The organism is Pseudofrankia asymbiotica, from assembly GCF_001983105.1.
GTDB lineage: Bacteria > Actinomycetota > Actinomycetes > Frankiales > Frankiaceae > Pseudofrankia > Pseudofrankia asymbiotica.
Genome location: NZ_MOMC01000002.1, coordinates 110524 through 137273 on the forward strand (window position 1 = coordinate 110524; position 26750 = coordinate 137273).

Annotated in this window: 25 protein-coding genes; 14 read left to right on the plus strand and 11 right to left on the minus strand. The window is 72.4% G+C overall.

What is annotated here, in order from left to right:
* Positions 1 to 3 precede the first annotated feature (3 nt).
* The 3 genes from BL253_RS00485 to ku all read right to left on the minus strand — a co-directional run bounded on the left by BL253_RS00485 (position 4) and on the right by ku (position 2984).
* Positions 4 to 357: an MGMT family protein gene (locus tag BL253_RS00485; RefSeq protein WP_081437859.1), complete on the minus strand. Its 354-nt coding sequence runs from the start codon at positions 355 to 357 to the stop codon at positions 4 to 6.
* A 185-nt stretch (positions 358 to 542) separates the two neighbouring features.
* Complete coding sequence (gene moeZ / locus BL253_RS00490) at positions 543 to 1718, minus strand: adenylyltransferase/sulfurtransferase MoeZ (RefSeq protein ID WP_076812299.1); 1176 nt, start codon at positions 1716 to 1718, stop codon at positions 543 to 545.
* Positions 1719 to 1937: 219 nt separating this feature from the next.
* Complete coding sequence (ku, locus tag BL253_RS00495; protein WP_076812302.1) at positions 1938 to 2984, minus strand: non-homologous end joining protein Ku; 1047 nt, start codon at positions 2982 to 2984, stop codon at positions 1938 to 1940.
* Positions 2985 to 3638: 654 nt separating this feature from the next.
* On the opposite strand from ku, the gene ligD reads away from it, so the two are divergent.
* From ligD to BL253_RS00510, 4 genes are all read left to right on the plus strand, one after another.
* On the plus strand, positions 3639 to 4523 hold the full coding sequence (gene ligD, locus BL253_RS00500; protein ID WP_076812304.1) for a non-homologous end-joining DNA ligase: 885 nt from the start codon (positions 3639 to 3641) through the stop codon (positions 4521 to 4523).
* A 254-nt stretch (positions 4524 to 4777) separates the two neighbouring features.
* Positions 4778 to 4954 carry a hypothetical protein gene (locus BL253_RS42735; RefSeq protein ID WP_198946107.1) on the plus strand — a complete coding sequence of 59 codons (177 nt, stop codon included), beginning with the start codon at positions 4778 to 4780 and terminating at the stop codon, positions 4952 to 4954.
* Between the two features lie 212 nt (positions 4955 to 5166).
* Entirely contained in the window at positions 5167 to 5862 is a 696-nt protein-coding gene (locus BL253_RS00505) for a TetR/AcrR family transcriptional regulator (RefSeq protein ID WP_076812306.1), read from the plus strand.
* Between the two features lie 328 nt (positions 5863 to 6190).
* Positions 6191 to 6418, plus strand: a complete 228-nt coding sequence (locus BL253_RS00510; RefSeq protein ID WP_076812308.1) for a DUF3107 domain-containing protein — start codon at positions 6191 to 6193, stop codon at positions 6416 to 6418.
* Positions 6419 to 6503: 85 nt separating this feature from the next.
* Here the strand turns inward: BL253_RS00510 and BL253_RS00515 are convergent, their stop codons facing one another.
* A complete protein-coding gene (locus BL253_RS00515; RefSeq protein ID WP_420801608.1) occupies positions 6504 to 7259 on the minus strand; it encodes a ferritin-like fold-containing protein in 756 nt (251 codons plus the stop codon).
* Between the two features lie 202 nt (positions 7260 to 7461).
* Here BL253_RS00515 and BL253_RS00520 point away from each other — a divergent pair, with 202 nt between their 5' ends.
* A complete protein-coding gene (locus tag BL253_RS00520; protein ID WP_241834388.1) occupies positions 7462 to 9582 on the plus strand; it encodes a DEAD/DEAH box helicase in 2121 nt (706 codons plus the stop codon).
* Between the two features lie 170 nt (positions 9583 to 9752).
* Here BL253_RS00520 and BL253_RS00525 read toward each other — a convergent pair whose 3' ends face one another.
* Positions 9753 to 10127, minus strand: a complete 375-nt coding sequence (locus BL253_RS00525) for a hypothetical protein (RefSeq protein ID WP_198946108.1) — start codon at positions 10125 to 10127, stop codon at positions 9753 to 9755.
* Positions 10128 to 10261: 134 nt separating this feature from the next.
* A complete protein-coding gene (locus BL253_RS00530) occupies positions 10262 to 11206 on the minus strand; it encodes a ParA family protein (protein WP_076812309.1) in 945 nt (314 codons plus the stop codon).
* 227 nt (positions 11207 to 11433) lie between these two features.
* Here BL253_RS00530 and BL253_RS00535 point away from each other — a divergent pair, with 227 nt between their 5' ends.
* Entirely contained in the window at positions 11434 to 12234 is an 801-nt protein-coding gene (locus BL253_RS00535; RefSeq protein ID WP_131831428.1) for a hypothetical protein, read from the plus strand.
* A gap of 24 nt (positions 12235 to 12258) precedes the next feature.
* On the opposite strand, the gene BL253_RS00540 is transcribed toward BL253_RS00535, so the two are convergent.
* Both BL253_RS00540 and BL253_RS00545 read right to left on the minus strand, forming a co-directional pair.
* Positions 12259 to 13476: an aminotransferase class I/II-fold pyridoxal phosphate-dependent enzyme gene (locus BL253_RS00540; RefSeq protein ID WP_076812313.1), complete on the minus strand. Its 1218-nt coding sequence runs from the start codon at positions 13474 to 13476 to the stop codon at positions 12259 to 12261.
* Positions 13477 to 13530: 54 nt separating this feature from the next.
* Positions 13531 to 14436 (minus strand): RecB family exonuclease, encoded by a 906-nt coding sequence (locus BL253_RS00545; RefSeq protein ID WP_076812315.1) that lies wholly within the window; start codon positions 14434 to 14436, stop codon positions 13531 to 13533.
* A 527-nt stretch (positions 14437 to 14963) separates the two neighbouring features.
* Here BL253_RS00545 and BL253_RS00550 point away from each other — a divergent pair.
* Positions 14964 to 15278, plus strand: coding sequence for a chorismate mutase (locus BL253_RS00550; RefSeq protein WP_076812317.1), 315 nt, complete (start codon positions 14964 to 14966; stop codon positions 15276 to 15278).
* Here the strand turns inward: BL253_RS00550 and BL253_RS00555 are convergent.
* Complete coding sequence (locus BL253_RS00555; RefSeq protein WP_241834389.1) at positions 15271 to 16752, minus strand: magnesium transporter MgtE N-terminal domain-containing protein; 1482 nt, start codon at positions 16750 to 16752, stop codon at positions 15271 to 15273. The genes BL253_RS00550 and BL253_RS00555 overlap by 8 nt on opposite strands.
* Positions 16753 to 17097: 345 nt before the next feature.
* On the opposite strand from BL253_RS00555, the gene BL253_RS00560 reads away from it, so the two are divergent.
* From BL253_RS00560 to BL253_RS00570, 3 genes are all read left to right on the plus strand, one after another.
* Positions 17098 to 17853, plus strand: a complete 756-nt coding sequence (locus BL253_RS00560; RefSeq protein ID WP_076812320.1) for an FkbM family methyltransferase — start codon at positions 17098 to 17100, stop codon at positions 17851 to 17853.
* A 198-nt stretch (positions 17854 to 18051) separates the two neighbouring features.
* On the plus strand, positions 18052 to 19002 hold the full coding sequence (locus BL253_RS00565; protein WP_076812322.1) for an HpcH/HpaI aldolase/citrate lyase family protein: 951 nt from the start codon (positions 18052 to 18054) through the stop codon (positions 19000 to 19002).
* 105 nt (positions 19003 to 19107) lie between these two features.
* Complete coding sequence (locus BL253_RS00570; protein ID WP_076812325.1) at positions 19108 to 20304, plus strand: acyl-CoA dehydrogenase family protein; 1197 nt, start codon at positions 19108 to 19110, stop codon at positions 20302 to 20304.
* Positions 20305 to 20356: 52 nt separating this feature from the next.
* Here the strand turns inward: BL253_RS00570 and BL253_RS00575 are convergent, their stop codons facing one another.
* Positions 20357 to 21949: a TerD family protein gene (locus BL253_RS00575; protein WP_076812327.1), complete on the minus strand. Its 1593-nt coding sequence runs from the start codon at positions 21947 to 21949 to the stop codon at positions 20357 to 20359.
* Positions 21950 to 22192: 243 nt separating this feature from the next.
* On the opposite strand from BL253_RS00575, the gene BL253_RS00580 reads away from it, so the two are divergent.
* The 4 genes from BL253_RS00580 (at position 22193) to BL253_RS00595 (ending at position 25652) form a co-directional block, all read left to right on the plus strand.
* The gene (locus BL253_RS00580) at positions 22193 to 22864 is read left to right on the plus strand and encodes a suppressor of fused domain protein (RefSeq protein ID WP_076812330.1); all 672 of its coding nucleotides are present in this window, start codon (positions 22193 to 22195) and stop codon (positions 22862 to 22864) included.
* Between the two features lie 208 nt (positions 22865 to 23072).
* Positions 23073 to 23579: a MaoC family dehydratase gene (locus tag BL253_RS00585; protein ID WP_076812333.1), complete on the plus strand. Its 507-nt coding sequence runs from the start codon at positions 23073 to 23075 to the stop codon at positions 23577 to 23579.
* A gap of 260 nt (positions 23580 to 23839) precedes the next feature.
* Positions 23840 to 24514, plus strand: coding sequence for a DUF6758 family protein (locus tag BL253_RS00590; protein ID WP_076812375.1), 675 nt, complete (start codon positions 23840 to 23842; stop codon positions 24512 to 24514).
* Between the two features lie 106 nt (positions 24515 to 24620).
* A complete protein-coding gene (locus tag BL253_RS00595) occupies positions 24621 to 25652 on the plus strand; it encodes a diacylglycerol/lipid kinase family protein (RefSeq protein WP_081437860.1) in 1032 nt (343 codons plus the stop codon).
* A 109-nt stretch (positions 25653 to 25761) separates the two neighbouring features.
* Here BL253_RS00595 and BL253_RS40890 read toward each other — a convergent pair whose 3' ends face one another.
* Positions 25762 to 26616 (minus strand): LppU/SCO3897 family protein, encoded by an 855-nt coding sequence (locus BL253_RS40890; protein ID WP_076812336.1) that lies wholly within the window; start codon positions 26614 to 26616, stop codon positions 25762 to 25764.
* Positions 26617 to 26750 lie beyond the last annotated feature (134 nt).

The following is a 26750-nucleotide window of genomic DNA, read 5'->3' on the forward strand; positions in this document are numbered from 1 at the left end:
CCGTCAGGCCGTCAGGCCGTCCCAGCGGGCGAGACGGAGGTCGACGCGGTCACCGGCGGGGCGTAGCGGGGTCTCGTCGGCGATCAGGCGGGTGATGGCCTCGACCGGGGCGGAGGGGTTGGGCTCACCGCTGGCGCGGATCACGCGATGCCATGGGACGTCCTCCTCGTGGCCGAAGCGGGCGAGCACCGCGCCCACGTGGCGGCCGGTGCCACCGCCGACGTACTCGGCGACGTCGCCGTAGGTCATCACCTTGCCGGCCGGGATCTGCGTGACCGCGTCGAGCACCGCTCTGGCGTACTCCCCTGGCCGGCCACCGATGTGGATACGCACCCGGGTGCCCAGCCCCGCGGACACGCTCGCGGACGTGCCCGCTCCCCGCCCGCCCGGCCCAGGTCCTCGCATGAGGGCAGCATGCCAGCGACGTCCGACACTCCCGGAAGCGGCCAAGCACTCCAGAAGCGGCCAAGCCGGAAACGGCCGAGGGCTCCGGCGCCGACCATGGGTCGGTGCCGGAGCCCTCGTGACGGGCCTGGAACGGTCTAGTAGACCGGGAGGGCCTTGTCGACCTGGGTCGCCCAGGCGGTGACACCGCCCTGGACGTGCACGGCCGACGAGAAACCGGCGCCCTTCAGGGTGGCCAGCGCGTCGGCCGAGCGGACGCCCGACTTGCAGTAGACGACGACGCGCTTGTCCTGCGGCAGCTCCGACAGATGCGCGGGCAGGTCGCCCTTCGGGATCAGCCTCGCGCCGGGAATCCGGACGATCTCCCACTCGGCCGGCTCGCGGACGTCGATCAGCTCGATCGCGGCGCCCTCGTCCATCCACTCCTTGAGYTCGGACGCGGTGATCGTCGAGCCCGCGGCGGCGAGCTGCGCCTCCTCGGAGACCACGCCGCAGAACGCCTCGTAGTCCTCGATGAGCGTCGTGATCGACGGGTTCTTGCCGCACAGCGGGCACTCCGGGTCCTTGCGGACCTTGATGGAGCGGTAGCTCATCTCCAGGGCGTCGTAGACCATCAGCCGGCCGACCAGCGGGTCGCCCACACCGGTCAGCACCTTGATGGCCTCGGTGGCCTGGATCGCGCCGATCGACGCGCACAGCACGCCGAGCACCCCGCCCTCGGCGCAGGACGGCACCATGCCGGGCGGCGGCGGCTCGGGGTAGAGGCAGCGGTAGCACGGGCCGTGCTCCGCCCAGAAGACGCTGGCCTGCCCGTCGAACCGGTAGATCGAGCCCCAGACGTAGGGCTTGCCGAGCAGCACCGCGGCGTCGTTCACGAGGTAACGGGTCGCGAAGTTGTCGGTGCCGTCGACGATCAGGTCGTACTGGCTGAAGATCTCCATGACGTTGTCGATGTCGAGCCGCGTCTCGTGCAGCACGACGTTGACGTACGGGTTGATCTCCCGGACGCTGTCGCGCGCCGACTCCGCCTTGCTCCGGCCGACGTCGGACTGGCCGTGGATGATCTGGCGCTGCAGGTTCGACTCGTCGACGGTGTCGAACTCGACGATGCCGAGCGTCCCGATCCCGGCCGCGGCCAGGTACATGAGGGTCGGCGATCCGAGGCCACCCGCGCCGACCGCCAGAACCTTGGCGTTCTTGAGGCGCTTCTGCCCGTCCATCGCGACATCCGGAATGATCAGGTGTCGGGAGTATCGGCGGACCTCGTCGACGGAGAGCCCGTCGGCGGGCTCCACCAGAGGCGGAAGGGACACGCGTGCTCCTTGCTATCGGCATCGCCGAGAGGGCGTCCCCCCGACGATGCCACAGTTGGTTCCCCCTCCGGCCCGCCAAGCCGCGGGTGGAGGACCACGACGTGAGGTGCAGCGCGCCCGCGCGGCCAGATGTTCCCGCCGCTCCCGCCGCTCCCGCCGCTCCCGCCGCCTCGGCGCGAGGTCACGCCGCCGGGCCTTTCCCTCCCCCGGCCGGTCGGGTCAGGCCGAGCGGCGGGTGGATGTCTTGGCCGCCGTCTTCGCCGGCGCGCTCTTGCCCGGAGCCGTCTTCTGACCGGTAGACGCGGGCTTCGACGCCGTCTTGGCGGGGGCGCTCTTCGCGGCGGGCTTCTTCGCCGCGGGCTTCTTGGCACCAGGCCTGCCCTTGGCCCCGGCCGTGGCCGATTCCCTGGCCTCGGCCGTCTCCGCCCCCGCTTCGGCCGAGGGCTCCGCCTCCGCCCCGGCCTGTGCCGTTGACGCGGCGCCGCCGGACGGGCGGCCAGCGCGCGCCGCCTCGATGCTGGCCCGCAGCGCGGCCATCAGGTCGCCCGCGGGCGCGGCCTTCTCCTCCGCCGGCGGGGCCATGATCTCCCTACCGGCGATCTTGGCGTCGATCACCTCGAGGAGCGCGGCGCGGTACCCGTCACCGAACTTCGTCGGGTCGAAGTCCCCGGCGAGGGTGTCGATCAGCGAGCCCGCCATCGCCAGCTCCGGCGCGCGGACCTGGATCTCCTCCTCCAGGAACGGGAAGTCAGGAACGCGGACCTCGTCCGGCCAGAGCATGGTCTCCAGCACGAAGATGCCGTCGCGGACCCGCAGCGTGGCGAGCTGCTCCCGCTGCCGCAGAGCGATCTTCACCAGCGCGACCCGGCCGGACGACTCCAGCGCGTCGCGCAGCAGCACGTACGGCTTGGCCGCCATCTTGTCGGGTTCCAGGTAGTAGCTCTTCGCGAAGTAGATCGGGTCGACCTGCTCCAGCGGCACGAACTCCAGTACTTCGATCGCGCGCGACGTGGACAGCGGCAGGTTCGCGAAGTCCTCGTCGGTAAGGACGACGGTCTCGCCGTCCGTCAGCTCGTAGCCTTTGGCGATCTCGGAGTACGGAACCTCCTCGCCGTCGGCCGCGGCGACCCGCTTGTAACGGATCCGAGACCCGTCCGAGCGTCGGACCTGGTGAAAGGCGACGTCACGCTCCTCGGTGGCCGAGTACAACTTCACGGGGATCGAGACGAGGCCGAAGCTGATGGCGCCCTTCCAGATCGAACGCATGTTTCAGGTCACCTCCCGTCACTCTCATGGTGAGGCACGCACCGCGTCGTGTCTGCCGGACCAACGAAACTCATTCGAACATATGTTCCCTTACCGGTGCTGGCCTGCGCATTTCCCCGAACCAGTCCGCCGTCAGCCGCGGCAGGCGTGAGCCAGGACCTCGCGGGCGCGGGCGCGCCCGCGCCCAGCGGGACGGAGCGTCGCCGCCGGGAGGGGTCTTGATCCTCAGGGCATGAATGGGGCGTAGCGGACATAAAGTCCCCGCTCTCCGTTCCAGGAGGCGCCCGAACCGCCTTCGGCGCGCCAGTTCTCCTGGGTAGACCTCCCCACTCGCCGCCGCTCATCGACATCCGATATGCCGATATGCCTCGTCACACCGCCGCGCCACGACAGCCAGCCATGACCGCGGGCCAGACGCCCGCGAGCAGGTTGTCGCTCCACCTCCGATGAGCGGATGCCCGCAGCGCCGTCAAAGGAGAGGAGCTGGCCGCGACGTCCCGTGGGCCGTCGCCGCGGGTCTCGCCGGAACCAGCCCGTCCGAGCGCTTCCCGCGAGACGCTGGGTCGCACCGGAGCGTTCCAGCACCTGGGCCTGCCGTCGGGCGCGGGGCCTCGGCGGCGGCACAGACGTGAGGGCAGAGCGCGGGAGGCGCGAATGGGTGAGGCGAGCGGCGCGAGCACGACCGTCGAGGTGGCTGGTCGGCGGCTGAAGCTGTCCAATTTGAACAAAGTGCTCTATCCGGCCGTTGGAACGACCAAGGCCGAGGTCATCGACTACTACACCCATATTGCCGACGTTCTGCTCCCCCACCTCGCCGACCGACCGCTGACCGTGGTGCGGTTCCCCGAGGGTGTAGGAGGCGAKGGCTTCTTCAGCAAGAACGCCCCCAAGCACCGCCCGGACTGGGTTCCGGTGGCGACCCTGCCATCACCCGGGTCGACGAAGAACCGCCGCACGATCGACTACCTGGTCGCCGACGAGCAGGCCACGCTGGTATGGCTCGCGAACCTCGCCGCGCTCGAGATGCATACCCCCATGTGGCGGGTCTCGACCGGCAGGCCGGACATTCTGGTCGCGGACCTCGACCCCGGCCCGGGGACGACCGTGCTCGACTGCGCGCGGGTCGCGCTCCTGTTGCGCGACGTCCTGCCCGAGCCGCTCTGTGTGAAGACCAGCGGGTCCAAGGGCCTGCAGGTGTACGGGAGGGTGGACGACGGGCGCGAGAGCATGCGGGTCCGCGACGACATGCGGATCATCGCGGAGCGCCTGACCAAGGACCATCCGGACCTGGTCGTGTCGAACATGCGCAAGGACCTGCGCGACGGCCGGGTGCTGCTGGACTGGTCACAGAACAATCCCGCGAAGACGACCGTCTCCGTCTACTCGCTGCGTGCCAGGGCCGCGCCGACGGTCTCGACCCCCGTCACCTGGGACGAGGTCGCGGCCGCCCGGGACGTCGACGATCTCCGCTTCACCGCTTCCCAGGTACTCGACCGCGTCCAGGCGCACGGAGACCTCTTCGCTCCGCTGCTGGCCTGACGACCCGCCGCCGTCCCTGCTGACCGGCACCGTCGCCGCCGGTCGACGCCCCGAACAACGGACCTCATCACGACGCAGCCCTGGACGGCAGGGCTCTCGACGGCGCGGCCCGGACGGGCGTTCAGCCCGCGCTCGTCTGGGTATGGCCAGGGTCCCGGCCCCGGCGGCGAGTCCCGCGGTTGCGGACGCCCAGCCACGCCGAGGACCGACCGGTTCATCCCGCTGGTTCATCCCGCTATGACGTGGAGGAACACATGAGCGCACCCACCGAACTTCCGCTCGACGTGCCGGATGCCGACGCCGCGGAGCAGGCGCGGGAGGTGCGTCCGGACGATTCGGAGGCCCCGCCTCCTGTCGTCGCGGAGGCCGACGAGTACGACGCGGTCGAGCAGAGCCTGGAGGTGAAGGAGGACGAGGACGACTACCGCTGACGGCCGCCGCCTCATCACCGGGCCAGCCTGACCAGCCGGTGGGCGGCCATGCCCGACCGTTCCGTGGCCGCCGCGTGCCTGGCACGCGGCGGCCACGCCGCACCCGGGCATGGCCCGCCGCCTGGTGTGACGCGGCCGGGCGCGTCCCCACGAGGCGGCGCGCCCGGCCGCGAGGGTGAGTAGTGTTGTCGAGATCCAACAGGAGGTGGGCTGTGACCGTTGAGCCGGCCGCGCCGCAGTCGCGCCCAGGCAGGACTCCTCGCCTCCCTCGCACCGCCCGCCGTTTCCAGCTGCTCGGCGCCGCGCGCGAGGTCTTCGTCGCGCAGGGCTACCACGCGGCCGCCATGGATGAGATCGCGGAGCGGGCCGGGGTCAGCAAGCCGGTGCTCTACCAGCACTTCCCGGGCAAGCTGGAGCTGTACCTGGCGCTGCTGGAGGAGCACTCCGAGAAGCTGGTCAGCAGCGTCCGCGAGGCGCTCGCGTCGACGACGGACAACCGGCTGCGGGTGGAGCGCTCGGTCCGCGCCTACTTCGACTTCGTCAACGACCCCAGCGGCGCGCACCAGCTGGTGCTGGAGTCCGACCTGCGCAGCGAGCCGGCGGTCCGGCAACGGGTCGAGGACGCCTTCGCCCAGTGCGTGCGCGCGATCGCGGCGACGATCGTCGCCGACACCGGCCTGTCCCAGGACGAGGCCGACCTGCTCGCGGTCGGCCTGGTGGGGCTGGCCGAGACGTGCTCGCGCTGGTGGCTCGTGCGCGGCGGCACGGTGCCGCCGGAGCGAGCGATCGAGGCGATGGTCGAGCTCGCCTGGCACGGGATCGGCGGCTACCCGCGCAGTTCGCCGGCCTCCGACGGTGCCGGTCCCGTCACGGATGTCGGCGCCGTCACGGACGTCGGCGCCGGCTGAGCCGCGCTACTCGTATCGGCCGTATCGGGCCGGTCGGGGGCGGCGCGCGAGCGGGCGATGACCGCTGTGCCGGGAGCGAACACGACGACTCGGGTCAGCCGCCGGGGCTTCTGGGGTCATAGTGTGTCCTGTGATCGCCCGACGGCGGTGCGCGCCCGCCGGCTGTGTCCGTCGTTCGTCCGGGGGGACGCTCTGGACGAAGACGCTCCCACTGGGATCGGTGGACGCCGGCCCCGGTGGACTCCGGCTGTGACAAGGCGAAGCCCGCGCGGCCTGAGGCCGACGGTAAATATCAGCCCGCAGTGCACACGAAGGCGAGGTCATCCGGGTGGAGGTCAAGATCGGCGTGCAGAACGTCGGCCGGGAGCTGGTGCTTGAGAGCGCCCAGACACCGGACCAGGTCGCCGAGGCGGTCGCCGCGGCCCTCGCCGCGGACAACGGGCTGCTCTCCCTGTTGGACGAGAAGGGCCGGCGCGTGGTCGTTCCGGCCRCCAAGCTGGCGTACGTCGAGATCGCGGAGGCCGAGTCCCGCCGCGTCGGCTTCGGCGTCGCCTAAGCACGGACCGGCACCTGAAGCACGGACCGGCCTGGGGCGCGACCGCGAGGTCGCGCCCCAGTGGTGTCCTGGGGGTAGTGCCCGCCTATGAGGAGAGGCCCAGAGCGGCCATGCGCTCCGTATGGGCCTTCATGATGCTGTTGAAGATGGCGGCGACCGCTTCCAGGTCACCGACCCCGACGAGCAGGCCCGTGAGGGCGTCGCGCTCCACGGCGACCTGCTGGGCCTGGTTCAGCGCCTCGCCGACCAGGCGGCGTGCCCAGAGGGCGAGCCGGCCGGCGACCACCGGGTTGACGGCGATCGCGCCCCTGACCCGGTCGACCACGAAGGCCGCGTGCCCGGTGTCCGCGAGCACGTCGAGCACGAGCGCCCTGGCATCGTCGTCGAGGCGGTGCGCGATCGCGCGGTAGAAGTCCGCGGCGATGCTGTCCCCCACGTACGCCTTCACAAGACTTTCCAGCCAGTCGGCCGGGGCGGTCAGCGCGTGGAAGGCCGTCAGCGGGCCGATGAACGGCGCCATCGCCGCTTCCGGATCGACGCCGCGGCCGACGAGGGCCATGCTGATCGCTTCGAAGTGCGTGAACTCGGCCGCGGCCATCGCCGCCAGAGAGATCTTGTCGGTGAGCGTCGGCGCCATCCGCGCGTCGGTCGCCAGGCGCTCGAACGCCGTCAGCTCGCCGTAGGCGATCATGCCGAGCAGGTCGACGACGGCCTGGTCGGCCACCACCCGCTCGACGACCGCCCCGTCGGTCACCACCCCATCGGTCACCGTTCCGTCGGTCGGGTCGCCCGAGGTCACATCGGCGGTCTTCTCGGGAGTTGTCCGCGAGAGCGCGGTCATGGGTGCTGCCTTCGGGTCTCGTGGGGCGATGGGAGCGCCAAAGTGCCCCTCACTCCCTGTGGACTCCCCAGCCCCCGGAAGCACTGTGCTGTCCGTCACGTACCTCAACTCCCAGGCTGATTGATCCAACGTCGTCACCTGACGTGTTACCCGTTGGCGCCGCTCGTTCCTCATCGCTGGGTGCACGCCGATCGACCGGGCCATGTCCCGCCTCAGTAACGGTCGACGAGCCACGATCGTCGCGGAGCGCGCCCATCGAGCGGTCACACAGGCTATCCTTGTCGTAGCCGGTGGTCATCACAGACCGGCCGGCCGTCGAAGGCAACGCGTCGCCCTGGTTTCCGGGCTGCTGGGCCGAGCTGCCGGCTTCGAAACCATCTGGTTTCGGGGCCGCTGGCCCACCCCGCTCGATCGGGTCGCTGGCGCGGCCCGACACATCGCGAGCGGCGCCTCAACATCGGACACCGCTCAGGAGCAGACCAGGAGCGACCCGCTGTCCGTCACAGCCGCATCTCTGACTATCACCGACACCACAACCACCCCCGGCGCCGATGCTGACGCCGCCATCGACGCTGGCCTCACCGCTCCGGCGCAGGTAGAGGCCCCGGCCGCCGCGAAGATCACCTTCGCCGATCTCGGCGTTCGCCACGAGACGGTCGATGCCCTCACCGCCGCGGGCATCATCCATCCCTTCCCCATCCAGGAGCTCACGCTCCCGCTCGCGCTCGCCGGTACCGACATCATCGGCCAGGCGCGTACCGGCACCGGCAAGACGCTGGGCTTCGGCATCCCCATCATCCAGAAGGTCCTCGGCCTGGACGAGGGCGCCGATGGCCGTCCGCAGGCGCTCATCGTCGTGCCGACCCGTGAGCTGTGTGTCCAGGTCACGGCCGACCTCGAGCGGGCGGGCGCCCGCCGGCAGGTACGCGTGCTGTCCGTGTACGGCGGCCGGGCCTACGAGCCGCAGCTGGCCGCGCTGCGCACCGGCGTCGACGTCGTCGTCGGCACCCCGGGCCGCCTGCTCGACCTCGCCCGTCAGCGCGCGCTGAACCTGAGCAACGTCGCGACGCTCGTCCTCGACGAGGCCGACGAGATGCTCGACCTCGGTTTCCTGCCGGACGTGGAGCGCATCGTCTCGCTGCTGCCCGCCGGCCGGCAGACCATGCTGTTCTCGGCCACGATGCCCGGCCCGGTGATCGCGCTCGCGCGCCGGTTCATGATCCGGCCGGTACACGTCACCGCCGAGCAGCCCGACGAGGGCCGCACGGTCCCGACCACCAGTCAGCACGTCTTCCGCGCGCACGCGCTGGACAAGATGGAGGTGCTGGCCAGGATCCTGCAGTCCGAGGGCCGCGGGCTGTCGATCGTGTTCGTGCGGACCAGGCGCACCGCCGACAAGGTGGCCGAGGACCTGTCGCGGCGCGGCTTCGCCGCCGCCCCGGTGCACGGCGACCTCAACCAGGGCCAGCGCGAGCAGGCACTGCGCGCGTTCCGCGCCGGCAAGGTCGACGTGCTGGTGGCCACCGACGTGGCCGCCCGCGGCATCGACGTCGGCGGCGTCACCCACGTGGTCAACTACCAGTGCCCGGAGGACGAGAGCGTCTACCTGCACCGGATCGGCCGCACCGGCCGCGCCGGCGGCAGCGGGGTCGCGGTCACGTTCGTCGACTGGGACGACCTGGCTCGCTGGCAGCTGGTGAACCGGGCGCTCGCGCTCCCGTTCGACGCGCCGATGGAGACGTACTCCACCTCCCCGCACCTGTTCGAGGCGCTCGGCATCCCGGCCGGGTCGACCGGCGTGCTGCCCCGCGCGGCGCGGACGCGCGCGGGGCTGGCCGCCGAGGAGATCGAGGACCTCGGCGGCGGGGCACGGCGAGCGCGCCGCGGCCGGCCCACGGCGGGCCAGGCGGGCGACACCGACCGTCCCGCGGCCAAGGAGGCCGCGACCCCCCGGGCCAAGCCGCGCCGCCGCACCCGCGGCGCCGGCGCCGCGGCGGCGGCCGTCGGGCTCGCCGAGGACGCGGACGAGGGCACCGAGAGCGCGGTCGCGCTCGAGGTTGTCGGCGCTCACGGCGGAGCCGACGTCACCGGCCTCGCCACGGCCGAGCTCGTGGTGGCCGACATCGCCGACGAGACCGACGCGACCGGGCCGGATGTGACCGGGACCGACGAGCAGGGCGGCGAGGCCGGCGCGGCGCGCCGTCGCCGGCGCCGGCGCGGCGGCCGTGGCCGCTCGGCCCGCTCCACCACCGCGGACACGCTGGACATCGCGCCGGCCGACGGCGGGGACGGCGCACCGGAGTCCCACGCCGAGTCCGCCTAGGCGGTCACGACCAGGGCAGCCTCAGAACCTGGGAACGGAATCCTCTGGGTTCCGCTCCCGGGTTCCCGGCATCGCGCTGACGCCGGACGTACAACCCGGATCCCGCCGTCTCGGCACACACACCGGGCTCAGAGCGCGGACACGGACACGGACACGGACACACGATTGATTCAGCTTCGGGTGACGCTGAGCGTCAGCCGGACCCACGAGGCCCGGCGGCAGGCCGGGCAGCGCAGCAGCGACGGGTACCGCGGCCGGATGATCGGCAGGTGCAGGCTCGGGGTGAGCAGCGTCAGCGCACGCCTGGCGCCCACCGTCGTCGCCCGCATGCACCGGGAACAGTTCACCGTCACGCCTGAGCCGTGGGGGTCGGGCGGGCGCTCGCCGCTGTAGAGAGCGCGCTTGCCATGCGCGTCGCGGCCGACGACGCCTGGCCGAGACCCTGGCGATGCCTCGCCGGACCCGGGCGAACGCCCGGTGCGCGGGCGCAGCCGGTCGAACCCGGCCGACGCGGCTCGCGCCCGCCCGCCGGCGGCTCCAGCCACGCTCCCGGCTCCAGCCACGCTCCCGGCTCCAGCGACGCTCCCGGCTCCAGCCACGACCGCGGCTTCGGTCTCGCCCGGCGCGGCGGGGCGGGCGTCGCCCTGTGGCCGCGCGGCCACGCCGGCCATGCGCCCGCTCACTGGCCGACGCGCGACAACGCGGCCGAGGCGGCCGCCCCGCGGGAGCCGTCCGCCAGTTCGTCGACGACCAGCTCGTCGACGACCAGCTCGTCGACGTCCTCGGCCAGGTGGTCCTCCGCGAGGCCGACGACCGGCGGCGCGACGGCCGACAACACCGCCCCGCCGACGCCGGGCACCAGGCCCTGCCCCAGACCGGCGATCGTCCGGGCATGCTCCCGGTAGGCCTGCGCGCCCTTCGACCGGGCCGCGGTGGTGAGGATCGAGCGGCCGATGCCGGGCGCCTCCGCGAAGCGCACCGAGCGCGCGACCGCCGGCTCGAGCACCCTGACCTGGTAGCGGGCCGCGACATCGGCGAGCACCGCTCTGCTGTGGGCGGTGCGACCGTCGAAGAGGGTCGGCAGCACGCCGCGCACGCGCAGCTTCGAGTTCGTGAGGCGGCGGACGTCGTGCACGGTGTCGAGCAGCTGCCCGACACCGCGGTGGGACAGCGTCTCGCACTGCAGCGGGATGATCACCTCGTCGGCGGCTGTGAGGCCGTTGATGGTCAGCACGCCCAGCGACGGCGGACAGTCCACCAGGACGAAGTCGTAGTCGTCGACGATCTCCGCCAGGGCGAGCCGCAGTACGTGCTCCCGTCCGGTGCGCGAGAGCAGGACCGCCTCGCAGCCGGCCAGCTCGATGGTCGCCGGCAGCAGGTCCGACCCGTCGGCGGTGYGCAGGACGACGAGACCGGCGGAGAGGCGTCCGAGCAGTACGTCGTGGACGGACAGCTCGAGCGCGTCCGGGTCGAGCCCGAGCGAGAACGTAAGGCAGGCCTGCGGGTCCAGGTCGACCAGCAGGACTCGCTGGCCGAGCTCGGTCAGGGCGGCGCCGAGACTCGACACAGAGGTCGTCTTGGCGACGCCACCCTTTTGGTTGGCGACAGCGAGAACGCGGGCCACGACAGAGAGTGTGTCAAGCGTGACCGTGTGGTCACAACTTCCCTCGCCCACGAGTGTCGCTCCGACTACTTAGGTCCCGCGCAGACGGGCGCGATGGGCACCCCAGGCCCGGCCCACCGCGTGGCGGCGCGGAGGGACAGAGACCCGGAGGCGCGCGGCGGGGCGGGCGGGCGCGCGGGACCGCCCGGCGTGGGGATTGGCGGCGCGACCGCCTACAGTCCTGCACCGTGCCTCAGCTCCCCCGCGTTGCCGTGCTCGGCGCCGACCTGACCGGCGCGGTCGGGCTGGCCGCCCTCATCGACGGCGGGATCGACGCCGTCTACGTCGGGTCGCCCACGCCGGCCGCCGGAGCGCTGCTCGCCGAGCGCTCGCTCGCCAGCCGCCGCGTCGGAGGCCGGGACGACGACCTCGGCGAGCCGGCGCCGCGGACTCCCGAGGACGAGGCCACCGCCGGCGTCCTGCCCGTGGTCAGCCGCGTCGGCACGAGGGACGAACCGGGGCGCGGCTTCGAGATCAGCGTCGATGGCCGATCGCTGGGCAGCTGGGATGCCGTCGTGGTGACCGGGTCGACGGTCGCCGCCGTCGCCACGGTGATCGGTGTCGACGTTCCCTGGTACGGCGGGGTCTTCCATCCACGAGCCGACGGTGTCTACCTGGTTGGGAGCCTCGGGGGCACTGGCGCGGCGCTCACGGAGCCAGCCGGCGCGCCAACGCGACGCGCGGCCGAGGACGACGAGACGCCGGGACCGGATCCCGGCCGACAGCTCGCCTGGGCACAGGCCAGCTGGGTCGGCGAGCACCTGCGCGGGCGCTACCTCCTGCCGGCCTACCAGGCGATGCTCGATCACCCTGGGTTGCGCCGCGTCGGCCTTCGCCGGCGAGGCCTCGGCGGTTACCGGCGCGCCCTGGACCGCGAGCTGCGTGCCGGCCGGGCACGCGCCGCCGCCGCCGGATACCCACTCCCGCTCCCCGCCGCGGCGGCCGCGGCCGCCGCCCGCGCCCGCGCCCGCGGTCAGGCAAGCCCCTGATGACGGCGATCCGGGAGATCGGGCTCAGCGCCCGGCACGCACCCGCCGAAGGCGGCTGGCGGCCTCGCGCAGGGTCTCCTCCCGCTTCGGGAACGCGAACCGGATGATGTGGCGGCCGTCGGCCGGGTCGGCGAAGAACGACGAGCCGGGGACGGCCGCGACGCCGATCTCGCTCACCAGTCGTCGGGCGAAGGCGACATCGTCACCGTCCGGGTCGACGGCACTGGTGTCGCACATCACGTAGTACGCGCCCGACGGCTGGCTGACCCCGAAGCCGGCCTCGGTGAGCGCGTCGCACAGCAGGTCGCGACGGGCCTGGTAGGCGGCCGCGAGGTCGGTGTAGTAGCTCGCGGGCAGGCCCATCGCCGCGACGCCGGCGGCCTGGAGYGGGGCGGCCGCGCCCACCGTGAGGAAGTCATGCACCTTGCGGATGCCGGCGGTGAGCGCCGCCGGGGCGATCGTCCAGCCGACCCGCCAGCCGGTGACCGCGTAGGTCTTGGACAGCGCGTTGACCGTCACCGTGCGGTCGGCGAGGCCGGGCACGGTCGCCGGCGGTATGTGCCCGCCGGGGCCGAGGTAGTGGATGTGCTCGTAGATCTCGTCGGTGATGACCAGGACGTCGTGGCGCTGGCAGAGCTCGGCGATGACGTCCAGCTCCGCCCGGCTGAACATCTTGCCGGTCGGGTTGTGCGGCGTGTTGACGACGATGGCCCTGGTCCGGTCGGAGAAGGCGGCGCGCAGCTCCGCCTCGTCGAAGGTCCAGTCCGGCGCGCGCAGCCTCACCAGCCGCGGCACGGCACCGGACAGGACCGCGTCCGGGCCGTAGTTCTCGTAGAACGGCTCGAACAGGATGACCTCGTCGCCCGGGTCGACGAGCCCGAGCATCGTCGCGATCATCGCCTCGGTGGCCCCGCAGGTGACGCAGATCTGCGTGTCCGGGTCGACGTCCCAGCCGGGGTAGGCGCGGGCCACCTTGGCCGCGATCGACGCGCGGAAGGCCGGCGCGCCCCAGGTGATGGCGTACTGGTTGTCGTCGGCGTCGATGGCCGCCTTCGCCGCGTCCTTCAGCTCGGCTGGGCAGGAGAAGTCCGGGAAGCCCTGGGCCAGGTTGACGGCACCGTGCGCGATCGCCAGCCGGGTCATCTCCCGGATGACGGACTCGGTGAACGTCGCCGCCTTCGCTGACAGCCGGGAGGCAGCGGCCGCCGGAGCCGGCTGCGAGTACGCAATCTTCGAGGCCACCGGCCCATGATGCCTCTATCCCCACCGAGCCGGTGCTCATAGGCGGGTCGACGGTCAGTCCAGCGGCTGGCCGCCGGTGCTCTCGCCGCCGGTGCTCCGGCCGCCGGTGCTCTCGCCGCCGGCGTCGGCGAACCGCTCCGCGCCCGCCCACGGGGTGAGCTCGGGACCCGCGGCCTGGCCCTCGGGGCAGTGGCGGCGGAAGTCGCACCAGGAGCACAGCGGGCCGGGACGCGGCGGGAACGCCACGTCGGCCGGCTGGCCGGCGGCGAACCGCTCGGTGGCGGCGGCCGCGTCGACGGCGACGGACTCGGCCCGCCGGATGTGCCGGGCGAGGCTTTCGTCGGTGTGCTCCGCCACGACGACCCGGCCCGTCGGCAGGTGGTGCAGCTCGACCTGCCGGCAGCGCTGCCGCAGCATCCGCTCGGCCGCGAAGGCGTACAGCGCGAGCGCGGGCGATGTCCGCGCCTCGCCCTCCTCCGGCGGGCGCCGACCGGTCTTGTAGTCGACGACGACCAGCTCGCCGTCCCGCTCGTCCAGGCGGTCCACTCGCCCGTGCAGCGCAAGGATCTCGGTGCGGGTGGCGACCTGGCGCTCCACCGCGCGCGGCGGCCGCGCCGGGTCCAGCCCGGCGGCATACCGCTCGCACATCGCCGCGGCCCGCTCCCGGGCGGCGGCCGACTGCTCGTCGTCGCGCCAGCCATCCTGGATCCAGCCGGCGCGCAGCAGCTCGGCGGCGCGCGCGGGTGTGCGGCGGGGCTCCGGCTCGTCCCACCAGCGGTGCAGCGCGTTGTGCGCGCTCACGCCCAGCGAGGTGTGCGCCCAGGGCGGCCCCTTGGGCGGGGCCGGCCGGTCGATGTAGGTCATCCGGTAGCGGCGCGGGCAGTCCTCGAAGGAGGCAAGCCTCGTGGGGGTGCAGCTGAACAACCTGCGGGGCATCCCGTCGAGCAACAGCTGCGCCACGATGTCTTCCTCTCACCGGGTCAGAGGCCAGCGCCCCAGGGGCTCACCGATCCGCGGAGGATCCGGGAACCCCGCCGCGACGATGGCGAGGCCTCGCGCGGCTGGAGGTCCACGTCAGGGGTCATGAGTCGAGAGGATCATCGCACCCGACACCGACAGTTCTGGCGCGGGCGCCGAGCCGGAACAGGATGGGACGGGCCGTGGGGCGGCTCACAGCGGGAGCCGAACGGGYCGCCGCGAGCCAGCGATACCAGCGTTGACGGATGCTCAGCGTGCGCATGGTGCCCGGAGCGGGCGCGCTGGGCAACTGGACGTAACGGCCACAGCCTGGCATGCTGCTCCGCATGGAGCGCAGCGCACTCGCGGTCGGGCATGAGCCCGTACACAACGCGCCGCGCCAGTTTTATGGGGGCCGGGCTCGGTCCCCACTGTGCCGCTGACCTGCRCAGAAGACAGACCGATGGCCCGGACGCCCCGGGCCGTTCTCGTGCCTGGGCCGTGCCGAGCCCAGACCCGAAGGGTTCCCTGTGAGCAACACCGTGGACGCCAGCCTGGATGGCACTCTGGCCGCCGGCTCGGCCGCGCCGACGGCGCCGACCATCACCACGATCGACGAGGGCCGTCGCCTGATCGACGACCTCGACGTCCAACTCCGTGATCTGGTGGCCGTACGCCGGGACATCTCCCGGCAGATTCAGGCGCTGCGCGGCGCCGATGGCGGACCGCGCGTCCAGCATGGCCGCGAGAACGAGATCATCGCGGCGTGGGCCGACGAGCTGGGCCCGCGCGGCGTCGAGATCGCGCTCGCGGTCCTGACTCTCTGCCGCGGTTCCCTTACCTGAGCGGTTCCTCGGGGTCCTTCCCGGATCGGCGTCGCCGGTCCGGGAGGCCCGGGGCTCCCACTGGATCGGCGGAGTCACTCCGGGAGGACCGGGCCGGCCGCCGCTCGCCGGGGCCGGGGCCGGGCTCGTCGTCGCTCGGCCCCGCCGGCTCCGGCGCCTGGCCGCCGTCCGGCTCGCCGCCGTCCGGCTCGTGGTGGAGCGCGCCGTACTCCGCGGCGTCGTCCGTGAGCTGCCGCTCACGCCAGTCGGGCGGAAGGATGTGGTCGAGGACGTCGTCGACCGTCACCACGCCCACCAGTCGGTTGGCGTCGTCGAGCACCGGCGCGGCGACCAGGTTGTACGAGGCCAGGTGGCGGGTGACCTCGGCCAGCGGCGTGTCCGGCCGCAGCGGCCGGGTGTCGACGTCGATCACCGCGCCGACCAGCGTCGACGGCGGCTCCCGCAGCAGCCGCTGGAAGTGCGCCAGGCCCAGGTAGCGTCCGGTCGGCGTCTCGTAGGGCGGGCGCACGACGTAGACCTGAGCCGCGAGCGCGGGTGACAGCTCTGGGGCGCGCACCCTGGCGAGCGCCTCCGCCACGGTCGCGCTCGGCGCGAGGATGACGGGCTCGCTGGTCATCATGCCGCCGGCCGTGTCGTCGGCGTAGCGCAGCAGCTGGCGGACGGGCGCAGCCTCCTCCGGCTCCATCAGCTGGAGCAGGCGCTCGGCGTCCTCCTCCGGCAGCTCGCCGAGCAGGTCGGCGGCGTCGTCCGGGCCCATCGCCTCCAGCACGTCGGCCGCCCGGTCGTCGGCGAGCCCGCCCAGCAGCTCCACCTGCTCGTCCTCGGGGAGCTCCTCCAGCACGTCCGCGAGCCGCTCGTCGTCCAGCGCCGCCGCGACCTCCGCGCGCCGTTTGTGGGACAGGTCGTGCAGCAGCGAGGCCAGGTCGGCCGGGCGCAGCTTCTCGAAYGCGGCGAGGAGGTTCGCCGCGCCCTGGCCGTCCTCGGGCAGAGACAGCCCGCCGACCTCGTCCCAGGCGACCGTGTGCACCTCACCGCGCCGGCCCCGCCCCACCCGCACGGCGACCTGGTCGAGGATCCACTCGCCGCCGCGGACGGGCGCGATCGCCGCGTCGAGGACCGTCACCTCCCGGCCGGTGGCCACCTCCGCGACCCTGCGGTCGAGCAGCTCGCCGAGGACACGGGTCTCGCCCGCGCGTTGCGCGAACCGGCGCCAGCTCAGCCGGGCCGACGAGAGGATGACGGCGCCCGACTCGACCCCGGTGACCCGGTTGATGGGCACGAAGATCGGCCGATGCTGGACCTCGACGGCGAGCCCGAGGACTCGGGGCGGGGCATGCCCGAGGCGCAGCGTCACCACGACGTCGCGGACCCGGCCGACCTGGTCACCGTTCGGGTCCAGCACCAGCAGCCCGGCGAGCCGCCGGCAGTACACCCGTACCGGCACCGGCGGACGCGGCGCGCCCGCGCCCGTCACGGCAGCCTCGACGCGGCAGAGGGGCGCTTGCTCACCGCGCGAGGCTACCCCCGGCCGGGCCGGTCAGGCGGCCCTGGGTCTCCCGGGAGGGCAGGCACCGTCCCCCGGGAGGGCGGGCACCGCGCGAACCGGATGGGGCGAGGGTGCCGCCGTGGCCACGTCCCCGAACGCGGCCAGATCATGAAGACACGGCACATGTCGTGCACAGGTACTACACAGGTGCCGTTGTACCCCGATTCGAGTCCACGCTAATGTGTCGAAACAGGCAAACCGTCAGCCACCGCTGCCCGGCGACCACGAACGTCACGGCCGGGCCCGGTGCAGCATGCGCGAAGGACGGAAAAAATGGCCAGCCCGCTTGCCTACCGACTACGCAACACTGTCCGCCTGACCGGATTCGAGATCGTCCGGACCGCGCCGGATGGCAACATGCTCGCCTCCCACCTGCACGAACTGCTTGCTCTCTACGGGATCAACTGCGTGTTCGACGTGGGAGCCCGTCAGGGCGAGTTCGGCCGCTGGCTGCGCGGGACGGGCTATCGAGGCCGAATCGTCTCGTTCGAGCCGGTGCGGGACAACATCCAGCACCTGCGCGCCAGCGCGAGCCGCGATCCCGGCTGGATCATCGAGCCCTACGCGCTGGGCGCCACCGACGGCCGCGCCAGCATCAACGTCACCAACTTCACGCATTTCAGCTCCTTCCGCACGCCCGGCAAGCTCGCGGCCGAGCTCTTCGCCGACGAGTCGAGGGTGACGTCGACCGAGGAGGTGGCGGTCCACCGGCTGGCGGACGTGTTCGAGAACGTCACCAGAGGGATCACCGAGCCGCGCGTCTACCTGAAGATGGACACGCAGGGCTTCGACCTCGAGGTGCTGCGCGGCGCCAAGGAAGTGCTCCCGAAGGTGGTGGCGCTGCAGTCGGAGATGGCTATTCAGCCGTTGTACGAGGACAACCCGACCTTCGACCACGCGTGGCCCGAGATCGCCTCGTACGGATATTCGCTGTCCGGCATGTTCCCCGTCTCGCACGACCCGCGGATGCGGATGCTGGAATTCGACTGCGTGGCGGTACGCGACGAGTCCTCGGTCAGCCCCCGCTGACCGGACGGGGAACTGGCGACGCCATTTCCTCGCCCTGAACGGTTTCTCCCGCGCCACGGCGGATCGCACGGCGGGGGCGCCATCGCGCGCTCGATGGCGCCCTGGCCGTCGCGCTGGTGAGGGAACCCACACCGGAACATGATCGAAAACGGCTCCGTTCTCGGGCGCCAGCAACGTCCTGCGGCTACTATCTCGATCATGTCGCTACGTCCACGCCGCTCCTGCCTCGCGGTTCCTGGATCGTCAACCAAGATGCTCGGCAAGGCGCAGGGCCTGCCCGCGGACCAGATCTTCTGCGACCTGGAGGACTCCGTCGCCCCAGGTGCCAAGGAGTCGGCCCGCGACAATGTCGTCGCCGCGCTGAACGAGGGCGACTGGACCGGTAAGACCCGGGTGGTGCGGGTCAACGACCTGACCACCAAGTGGACATACCGCGACGTCATCACGGTCGTCGAGGGCGCGGGACAGAACCTCGACTGCATCATGCTGCCCAAGGTGCAGACCGCCGCCCAGGTGGAGTGGCTCGACCTGCTGTTGACCCAGATCGAGCAGGTCATGGGCCTCGAGGTCGGCCGGATCGGCATCGAGRCGCAGATCGAGAACGCGCTCGGCCTGTCGAACGTCAAGGAGATCGCGTTCGCGAGCTCCCGCATCGAGACCATCATCTTCGGCCCGGCCGACTTCATGGCGTCGATGAACATGCCGTCGCTTGTTGTCGGCGCGCTCAACCCCGACTATCCGGGCGACCCGTTCCACTACGTTCTGTTCAAGATTGTCGAGGCGGCCCGCGCCCGCGGTGTACAGGCCATCGACGGTCCGTTCCTGCAGATCCGCGACGTGGATGCGTTCCGCGGGGTCGCGAAGAAGTCCGCCGCGCTCGGGTATGACGGCAAGTGGGTGCTGCACCCCGGCCAGATCGACGCCGCGAACGAGGTCTACTCGCCGCGCCAGGAGGACTACGACCACGCGGAGCTCATCCTCGACGCGTATGCCTGGCACACCTCCGAGGAGGGTGGCCTGCGCGGCGCGGTCATGCTCGGCGACGAGATGATCGACGAGGCGAGCGCGAAGATGGCCCAGGTCATCGCGGGCAAGGGCCGCGCCGCGGGCATGCAGCGGACCAAGAAGTTCGAGCCGCCGACCGGCTGAGCCCGTCCCGGGCCGCGCGGCGGCGGCCCGTCCGACGCGCCCGGCCAGCCGCCTCGGCCGGGCGCGCGCCGTCCAGGACCGGTAACGCCCAGAAGGGATTGGGAAATGGGCAGGATCGCACAGACCGACGGTCTGACCGACGTCCAGGCCGACATTCTGTCGGCGGTCCGCACCTTTGTGGACAAGGAGATTCTGCCGCACGCGACCGAGCTCGAGCACAAGGACGAGTTCCCGCACGAGATCGTCGAGCAGATGAAGGAGATGGGCCTCTTCGGGATCACCATCCCGGAGGAGTACGGCGGTCTCGGCGAGTCGCTGCTCACCTATGCGCTGGTGGTCGAGGAGGTCGCCCGCGGCTGGATGAGCGTCTCGGGCGTCATCAACACCCATTTCATCCTCGCCTACCTGCTGATCCAGCACGGCACCGAGGAGCAGAAGCGGCGGCTCCTGCCGAAGATGGCGACCGGCGAGATCCGCGGCGCTTTCTCGATGAGCGAGCCGGGCTGTGGCTCGGACGTCTCCGCGATCACCACCCGGGCCGACCGGGACGGCGACGAGTACGTCATCAACGGCCAGAAGATGTGGCTKACCAACGGCGCGCGGGCCGGCATCGTGGCCACCCTGGTCAAGACCGACGAGGGCGCGAGCTCGGTCTACCGGAACATGACGACGTTCCTGCTGGAGAAGGAGCCGGGATTCGGCACCACCGGCGGGATCACCATTCCCGGCAAGCTCGAGAAGATGGGCTACAAGGGTGTCGAGACCACCGAGATGGTGCTCGACAACCACCGGGTGCCGGCGGCGTCGATCCTGGGTGGGCCCGAGGCGGCCGGCAAGGGCTTCTACCAGATGATGGACGGGGTCGAGGTCGGCCGGGTAAACGTCGCCGCCCGCGCCTGCGGAATCATGATCCGCGCCTTCGAGCTGGCGATCGCCTACGCCCAGCAGCGCAGGACCTTCGGCCACCAGATCGCCGACCACCAGGCCATCGCGTTCAAGCTGGCCGAGATGGCGACCAAGGTCGAGGCCGGCCACCTGATGATGGTGAGCGCCGCCCGCAAGAAGGACCGCGGCGAGCGCAACGACGTCGAGGCCRGCATGGCCAAGTACCTCGCCAGCGAGTACTGCCACGAGGTCACCACCGACGCGTTCCGCATCCACGGTGGCTACGGCTACTCGAAGGAGTACGAGATCGAGCGGCTGTTCCGCGAGGCGCCGTTCATGCTGATCGGTGAGGGCACGTCCGAGGTCCAGAAGCGGATCATCAGCCGCGCCCTGCTCAAGGAGTACAAGCTCGCCTAGCGGGCCTGGTCGGGCCCCGGGGCGGAAGGCCCCGGGGCATGACCACCAGGTGTCAGAGGTAGCGCTTCGACGGCTCGACCATGGCGCGGACGGTCTTGCCCTCGTGGAACTCGCCGATCGCGGTCATCGCCCACACCGGCGTGTTCGGGACGCGCTGCACCTTGCACATCACCAGACCGGTGGCCGGCTTTGACTCGGAGAGATCGAACCGGACGAGCTCCTGGTTGGTCAGGTCGTCGATCAGGCGGCAGTACGCCCGCCGCACCTCGGTGAACGGCTGGCCCTGGAAGCTGTTCACCGTGAACACCAGCGTCGTCACCGCCGGCGGCAGCGCGCCGAGATCGACCATGATGACCTCGTCGTCGCCCTCGCCCTGGCCGGTGAGGTTGTCACCGGAGTGGCGCACGGCGCCCTTCGCGCCCTTCTTCGACATGAACCAGACCTTGTCGACGTCCTTGCCGCGGGCGTCGTAGAGAATGCAGGACGCGTCGAGGTCGATCGACCGGCCCTGCATCGCCGGGTCCCAGCCGAGCGCCATGCGGACCCGGGTCAGCGGCGGCGCGCCGGTCTTGACCAGCGAGACGGCCTCGCCCTTGCGCAGCGACACCCTGCCCTTGTCGAGGTTGACCGCGCCGGCGGCGCCCGCCGCGGCCGGGCCGGGCGGCGGACCCCACTGCTGGCCAGCCGGCGGACCGGGCGGCGGTCCCCACTGGCCACCAGGCGGCGGGCCCTGCGGCGAGCCCCACTGCTGAGGGGCGGCCCCGGGCTGCCCGGCCGGCGGCGCCCAGCCACCAGGCGGCGGCCCCCACTGCTGGGGCTGGCCCGGGGGAGGCTGCGGCGGACCCCACGGCGCGGGCCCGGAAGGCGCGGGCGGCTGCCCGTACCCCGGCTGGCCGCCGGGAGGCGGGGCGCCCCAGGGCTGTCCAGGCGGTGGCGTGGGCCCCGGCCTCGGCGGGGCCTGCGGTGGCTGGGGGGTGTGCCCCGCGGCCGCCTCCGGGCGCACCAACTGGGTCGGCGCCTCGAACATCTCCTCGTTCTGCGCCGGCCGTCCGCCGGCCGGCCCGGCCGTGTTCGGCCCCGTCGGCGCGGGACGCCGGTCGAACGACGCCGGACGCGAGGGTGGCGCGGGCTGGGCGGCCGCCGGGCCGGGGTCGTCGACGGCGATGCCGAAGTCGGTCGCGATGCCGGCGAGGCCCGCGGCGTAGCCCTGGCCGACCGCGCGCACCTTCCAGGCGCCGGCCCGCCGGTACAGCTCGATCATGATCAGCGCGGTCTCGGTGCCCAGGCCTTCCGGCGCGAACCGGGTGATCTCCGCACCGCCCCGGCCGTCCCGCACGGTGACGGTCAGCCCGCGGACAGCCGCGAACGTCAAGGATCCCGAGCCGTCAAGGCTTCCGGTGACGACCACCTTGTCGATGTCCGGCGGGACAGCCGTCAGCGAGAACTCCAGCGACGAGGGCGGCGTCAGCCGTACGCCCGGGCCGTTGGGCTGGTTGTAGAAGACGAAGTCGGCGTCCGAACGGACCTTGCCCGCCGGCGTCAGCAGCAGCGCCGCGATATCGAGCGGCGTCGACGAGGAAACCTCCACCCGCACGTCCGGCGTCGGCAGCGGTGCGTTCGCCCCCTTGCTCAGCACACCAGCCATGGTTCCTCCCGTAYTCCGACTTGCTCCGCCGAGCTAGCTTCGCCCGGCATCTCCCGGGCCAACGCGGTCGGCTGCCCCGATCGTTCCAGATAACGCCGGTTCCGGCACATCCCCACCGCCGACAGACTCTGCTCGGAGCCAGCGGGCATACGCACCGGGAACGGTCCCGAGTACATCACGCCGCCCGCCCCCGGCGGCAGGCGCGGAGCGTCTGGCCACCGAACCGCCATACGATTGGGGGCCGTGGATGTGCGCGCCGCGGTGGAGCGGCACCTCGTGGCGGCGTTTGGCCCGGTCGGCGGCCGTGCGGGGGTGACCTTTCTGGGCGCCGAGCCGATCGACGTGCTGCGGTTCGGCCCGCGCCCCGACGGCTTCTTCCGGTACGCGACGGTGGGCATGTCGGCGGAGCCGATGAGTGACCCCGCGGCGGCGGTCCGCGATCCCGCCGGGCCGCGGGCCGAGCTCGTGCTCTCGCTGCGGGTTCCGCGTGACAGCGTCGCGCGCCAGCTGGCCCTGCTCGCCGCGATTCCCTCGATCGAGGGCGTCCCGGTGATCGCGGGCGCCGGCCTGGACCTTGGTGAGCCGCTGTGGGACGAGGCCCCGTTCCACGGTGTGCTGGTCGGCGAGCCGGGCGGCCTGGTGCCGGATCTGCTACTCGCCGACGCGGCCGGGTCGCCCACCTCTGGGCAGGCTTCCCCGATCGACGACCCGGCAGGGATCGACGACGCTGCGCAAGCCCCCGGCTTCGCCCATCCGACGGAGTTCCCGGCGCCGGTGCGATTTCTGCCGGTGTTCCCCATGACGCCGAACGAATCGGCCTACAAACGTGTCCACGGCGCGGCGGCGCTGCGGGAGCGCTGGCTCGCCGCGGAGATGGACCTGCGCGATCCCCTGCGGCGGGGTCTTCGTATCTGACGCCCGGCCTCCGGCCGGCCTTTGCCTTCTGGGCCTGTCGGTGGGAAGGAACGCGGGCCGGCGGTAGTGACCGTGCTCGCGACCGCCTGCGCGACGCCGGTGGCCACGCCTAGGCTCCCGGGGAAACCAGGCGGTCGGCGCTTCGCCGAAGCCAGAATCCCCCGCCAGGCGGGATATTCCGCCGTGCGACAGGTCATGGGAGGGCACGATGCAGTTCGGCCGTTACTACGAGGAGTTCGAGGTCGGTGCCGTCTACCGGCACTGGCCGGGAAAGRCGATCACCGAGTACGACGACCACCTGTTCTGCCTGCTCACCATGAATCATCACCCGTTGCACATCGACGCGCATTACGCCGAGGAGACCACKCAGTTCARGCGCAACGTCGTGGTCGGCAACTATGTCTACTCACTGCTCCTGGGCATGTCGGTGGCGGACGTGTCCGGCAAGGCCATCGCGAACCTTGAGGTCGAGTCGCTGCGGCATGTCAAGCCGGTGTTCCACGGCGACACCATCTACGGCGAGTCGACGGTGCTCGACAAGGTGGAGTCCAGGAGCAAGGACGACCGCGGCATCGTCACCGTGGAGACCCGCGGCTACAACCAGGACGGCGTCGTGGTCTGCGTCTACCGCCGCAAGGTGATGGTCCCCAAGCGGTCCTACGGCGAGGCGAGGGGCGGCGAGCAGCCCGGCCGCCCGGTGCCCGTCGAGTCCTGACCTGCCCGTCGAGTCCTGACTCGCCGGTCGAGTCCTGAACCTTCGCACCGTCCAGGGCCGGTCATCTCGGCTTTCTCCCCACATGGCCGCGCGCCTCGGGTTCACCGGCGCGCGGCTGGGCACACTTCGTCCGCGGATCCAAACCCGGCGGCTGGCCTCCACGCGCATCCGGCGGCTGGCTTCATCCGCGGTGARGCGTCCGTCAGGACGTGCTGGAGTGGACCGCCCGCGAGGTGGCAGAGGAGTTCGGGAGGAGCCAGGTGACGAACGTACCCACCTGTCCCCGATGTCTAGGTGGGCTACGGCCGCCCGACCTGTGGAGCGATCAGTGGAGGTGCGAACGTCACGGGGACGTCTCCCCCTGGCACCAGGCGACCGCCACACCGGAGCTCGCGCTGCGGAAACTCGCTGACACGGCGACGGTGCCCGTATGGGTGCCGTCGCCGATGCCGGTTCACTGGTACGTCGGCGGGATCGGCTGGGCCGGCGACGACCGCGCCGGCGCGCGGGCGGTGGCACTGGCGGCGGCGGGCCCGTCGCCGGTCGGCGGGCCGGCGGACATGCTGCTGGTCGCCGAGTCGCCCGGCACGGGGCTGGGGGCCCGGCTGGCGGGAATCCCCGGGCCGGACCCGGAGCAGCTGGACACTCTTCCCGAGGCGAAGGTCGAGGCGGCGGGGCACCCGACAGCGCTGTGGCCGGTGGGATGCCCACGCGACCGGACGGCGTTCGTCGGCGAGGCCGGCGGAGTGTGGCTGTGGCTGCTGCTGTGGCCCGCGGACGCCGCCCTCCTGCTGATGGAGCACCTGGTCCTGGAGGATCTCCGCGACCGTTCGACGCTCGCCGACCGTCTGCTCTTCGGCGCCCCGACCGACCGGCTCAGCACGCCGGTGCCCGGACCCGGGAACACGGCCCAGGGCGACACCGACGGCGGCTGACACACCGGGTTCCCGCCGCGCCGCGTCCGCTCGTAGGCTCTGCACACCTGGCGGGCCCCGAAGGACGCGCCGGGACGCGCCCCCAAGCGAGAGAGCACCGGCCGCCATGACCGAAACCACCGACCGCCCCTCGGGGACCCCGGCGATCCCTGAGCACGAGGCCGCGCCGGCGCGGGTCGCCACGGCGGAGTCCGCGACGGAGGAGGTCGCCGCGACGGAGTTCGCGGCGGTGCCGATCGCGGCGGTGCCGATCGCGCGTGACCGGCTCCGCGTCATCGTCAACCCGAGCGCGGGCGGGGGACGGGCCGGGCGGGTGCTCGAAGACGTCCTGGGGGCGCTGCGCGGCTGGGCGTCCGACGTCGAGGTGACGAGGACCCGTGACATCGCGCACGCGGACGAGCTCGCGGCCGAGGCGGCCGGCTCGGGCCGGGTAGCGGTGGCGCTCGGCGGTGACGGGCTCGTCGGGCGGGTCGCGGGGGCCACCGCGAGGGCCGGCGGCCTGCTCGCCGTGCTGCCCGGCGGCCGGGGCAACGACTTCGCGCGCGGGCTGGGCATCTCGCGCGACCCGGTGGCCGCCGCGGCGGCGCTGGCGGGCGCCGTCGAACGGCGGATCGACCTGCCGGAGGCGAACGGCACGGCGTTCATCGGCATCGCGAGCCTGGGCTTCGACTCGGACGTCCAGGTCATCGCCAACCGGACCCGGCTCCTGCGCGGTCAGAGCGTCTACACGTACTCGACGATGCGGGCCCTCGTACCGTGGCGGCCGGCCCGTTTCACCGTCCGCCTCGACGACGGCGAGCCGCGCGAGGTCGTCGGATGGTCGGTCGCCGCCGCGAACGCGCAGTACTACGGCGGTGGGATGCGCTACGCCCCGGACGCGGACGTCGCCGATGGGCTGCTGGATGTGGTGTTCCTGCACCGGATGAGCCGGCTCACCCTGCTGTTGCTCTTCCACAAGGTCTTCAAGGGCACCCACGTCGACACGAAGCACGTGACCGTGCTCCGGGCGCGCCGTCTCACCGTCGACGCCGACCGCCCGTTCCAGGTCTACGCCGACGGCGACCCGGTAGCGGACCTCCCGACCGAGATCGTCGTCCGCCCCGGCGCCCTGCGTCTCCTCGCCCCGCCCGCCGACTGACCAGCTCGCCAGCGGGCTTCACACCCCGAGCGAGACCCGCGGAAGGCGACGGCTCCCGAGGCGCCGGCGCGCCGGGGAGAACTGGCGCGGCGGCCGGCGCGCGGGAACATCAGGGAGCGTCACCCAGGCAGAGCACGAAGTCGCTGCTGCCCCCGAGCTCGCTGTAGGTCGCCTCCACTCCCGGGACAAGAGCGCAGAGACTCTCCGACTTGACCCGGTCGAGCACGACGTACTCGGCGTCATCCGAGGAGCAGTCGACGATCTTGGCGCTTGTCGATCCCGTCTGGTGAATGCAGTCGCCGACCGAGGCGTTGCTCGGATCGTTGCGGCTCGCGACAGCGACGATGATGATCACGAGAATCACCGCCGTCGGGACGAGCAGCCCCAGGGCCGCCGGGCGGCGCAGCAGCGGCTTACCGGGGTCCAGCGGCTGTCCTGGGCCGTACGGCAGCCGGGGCGGAAGCTTTTTGATCTTCTGCCACTGCACCAGGTTGATGATCAGTGTGACCGGTGTGGCGAAGAACGAGACGAGGCCCCACCAGCCCAGGAGCAGCGTCTTCGCCGACATGTCCCGGACAACGGCGGTGCCGCACGTCCGGCAGAACGGTCCCGGCGTCTTCAGGAACCGCATGACGATGATGAAGCCCCGATGGCCGCGGATGGTCGCGGCGACCGCGGGCCCGCCGCCGCAGACGCGGCAGACCGGCCCAGGCGGCGGGCCGTACGGCCCGGGTCCCGGCACCGGCTGCTGACCCGGCGCCTGGCCCTGCGGAGCGGGGGTGGGATAGCCCGGAGGCCCGTAGCCGGGAGGCGGCCCGTAGCCGGCGGGCGGTCCATAGCCGGGAGGCTGCCCATAGCCAGGCGCCTGGCCCGGTCCGGCCGGCGCATTGCCGGGCTGCTCATAGCCGGGCGGCGCGTAGCCAGGCGGAAAGCCGCCGGGAGCCGCGCCAGTGGAATCGGTCACCGCAAACCCTTCACCGTGTCGGGCGGAGCGGCGCAAAAGGTATCACTAGACCGACAAGCCCTCTCACCGGCGACAACCAACCCAAAAGGGCCCGTCACGCGGCGGGGCGGGGCGCTGGGCGGGGGGGGTGTCGG

Coding starts and splice junctions, on each gene's coding strand:
- BL253_RS00575 (WP_076812327.1), bottom strand. CDS start 21,949: ATGGCTGGTGTGCTGAGCAAGGGGGCGAACGCACCGCTGCCGACGCCG.
- BL253_RS42735 (WP_198946107.1), top strand. CDS start 4,778: ATGAGCGCACCCACCGAACTTCCGCTCGACGTGCCGGATGCCGACGCC.
- BL253_RS00515 (WP_420801608.1), bottom strand. CDS start 7,259: ATGACCGCGCTCTCGCGGACAACTCCCGAGAAGACCGCCGATGTGACC.
- BL253_RS00595 (WP_081437860.1), top strand. CDS start 24,621: ATGACCGAAACCACCGACCGCCCCTCGGGGACCCCGGCGATCCCTGAG.
- BL253_RS00560 (WP_076812320.1), top strand. CDS start 17,098: ATGGCCAGCCCGCTTGCCTACCGACTACGCAACACTGTCCGCCTGACC.
- BL253_RS00520 (WP_241834388.1), top strand. CDS start 7,462: ATGTCCCGCCTCAGTAACGGTCGACGAGCCACGATCGTCGCGGAGCGC.
- ku (WP_076812302.1), bottom strand. CDS start 2,984: ATGCGTTCGATCTGGAAGGGCGCCATCAGCTTCGGCCTCGTCTCGATC.